The following is a 1968-nucleotide window of genomic DNA, read 5'->3' as shown; positions in this document are numbered from 1 at the left end:
TCTTTAACCACTTCCCGAAATGCCAGACAGGTTGCATTTACCTGGCGGATATCATTGAATTCCAGGTAGTCAAAAATCAAGACCAAAAGTTCGGGAGGGAGTTCAGTAATACTTCTTTGCTGCAGTGGTTGTGTTTGCGGGCTGGCCTCCGAGAGTACGACAGTCGACGTTGAGTTGGAGGGTGTCGCTTTTTTGGCAGGCTGATTTGCAGGCCAATCCGGCATAATCGAAAAGCCGACGGCTCCTGCAGATAGAGGGTTGTTCACTGGCTTGCTCCATTCTTGACGAGTGATTACCAGCATTATCATTTGATTCATATTTTCGACAGACAGGCCAAAGGCCCGGAAGTTCCCGGACCAGTATGCATTCGGGCAGGACGAGTTTGATCATCAGGTTGTGAATGCGGCAAAATACGTTTTGCCTTCAATCCGGCGTACCAGCATCGTTTATTTCCCAAACTGTCAGAGTGATGCTGTCATTCTCAGTGCGGCTCAGGACCACCACTTCATGTTCTGATAGTGGGTTGAACCAGGCTTTCAAAATACCGTCTTGCCGGATAACTCCCTTGAGTGGCCAGTCCTTTTGCTGACTGCGCCCCAGGATGCCTGCCATCGTTTTGTTGTAAGACAGCACATGCAGGCCAGACAGACTAAAGCAGGGTTTGGTGGCCGGGGCGCATTGATCGGTGATGGTTTGAATTGACCATTTGTCTGCCTCGTTCTTCCCCCAGATATAGACCGTACCGGTTTTACAACTGACCACTAAGTGGCTGTCAGACGGGCTGAACCGGGCGTTTTCTATAGTGGTTTTATGTTTGAGTTCTATGGCTGATTCAAGCCACGCCCTTGATCGAGAATCCAGGTCCGGGTAGCAATGATTAAGCGACCAGTCAGATAGTTTTTTCGGTCTGCGCCATAGCTCCATCATACAACTGTCATGGGTATAACAATGGGTATAACGAGTGTGCAGGTATTTACCGGCAGGGCTTAAGTCAAGCTGAGCATAATTGGGGAAGATTATCGTCGCTTGCCACTTTCCCGATGCTTGCGGACTGTAAATTGAGACCCGCCCCACACTGGTCCAATGTGAGTAAAAACCCACCAGAAGCTGATCCTCCACTTGGCTAAAGTTGGCATAATCAATACTATCGCGTCTTAACAAAGTTAACTTCTGTGCTGACCAGCCTCCATGATCATTCAGGGATAACATGGTTATTTCAGTCCGCCCATGCAGTGCCAGATGCTGCTCCGATGGACTGAATATGGCTTTGCCACGCACCTTTGACTCGGGGAGGCCGGAAACCGGCATTGTCAGCCAGTCATTATTCTCGCCCATGCACCGGATGGTTAGAGGATAGTCCGTGGTGTAGGTGACCATATACTTCCCCGATCGGCTGAACAGGAGAAACTGATCCGACCAGGTTACCTTGTCGACTTCGTCCCAACAGCGGTGAGCAGGCACCAGGGTATTCACGCAACCCTCATTGCTCAGGGTTAACAGGCGACCTGCGCAGGCAGAGAAAGTTGCCCCGGTAATCACCCGACTGCGGTTGTTATCGGACCAATTCAGACGCTCTTGCGACCATTGCCCCCGATCATCCCTGGCCAGAATTCGGGCGTCATTCAACCAGCTGCCATATAACAACAGATGATCACTGGATGGGCTGAAGCTGACATCATAATTATGACTGTTAAGAGAATTCGGATGCCTGGCTTCAGACGTGGGAAGCGTGACTTTATATTGCGGAACCAGACGGTAAGCCGGGCATGGTTCCATCTTCCCCAGGGTGCCAAGGTACAAAATTGCGTACATCTGCGGTAGGTTTTTTATTACCCTGTCCCTGAATGATATTTTTCTGCCGTTGAGTGGTGCTGACCTGGCAAATGGGTGCGATAGCAGCTTTTTTTTCTGCCGCAGGGCAGTTTGCTGGTACTGTTCCCGAAAGCTTCGGGGAAGCCGGGCAAAATA

Annotated in this window: 2 protein-coding genes; both read right to left on the bottom strand. The window is 50.4% G+C overall.

All coding sequences use genetic code 11. From position 1 onward, the window contains the following. Positions 1 to 266, bottom strand: a 266-nt coding sequence (locus KDK14_RS03705) for an F-box protein (protein ID WP_257263672.1), incomplete at its 3' end; no start/stop codon positions are given. A 157-nt stretch (positions 267 to 423) separates the two neighbouring features. Next, a partial coding sequence (locus KDK14_RS03700) for a WD40 repeat domain-containing protein (RefSeq protein WP_257263671.1) occupies positions 424 to 1968 on the bottom strand: 1545 nt, incomplete at its 5' end.

The sequence above is a fragment of the Endozoicomonas sp. ONNA2 genome (genome assembly GCF_024606365.1).
In the GTDB taxonomy this organism is placed as follows: domain Bacteria; phylum Pseudomonadota; class Gammaproteobacteria; order Pseudomonadales; family Endozoicomonadaceae; genus Endozoicomonas.
This window is presented reverse-complemented; position numbering and strand designations above follow the sequence as displayed.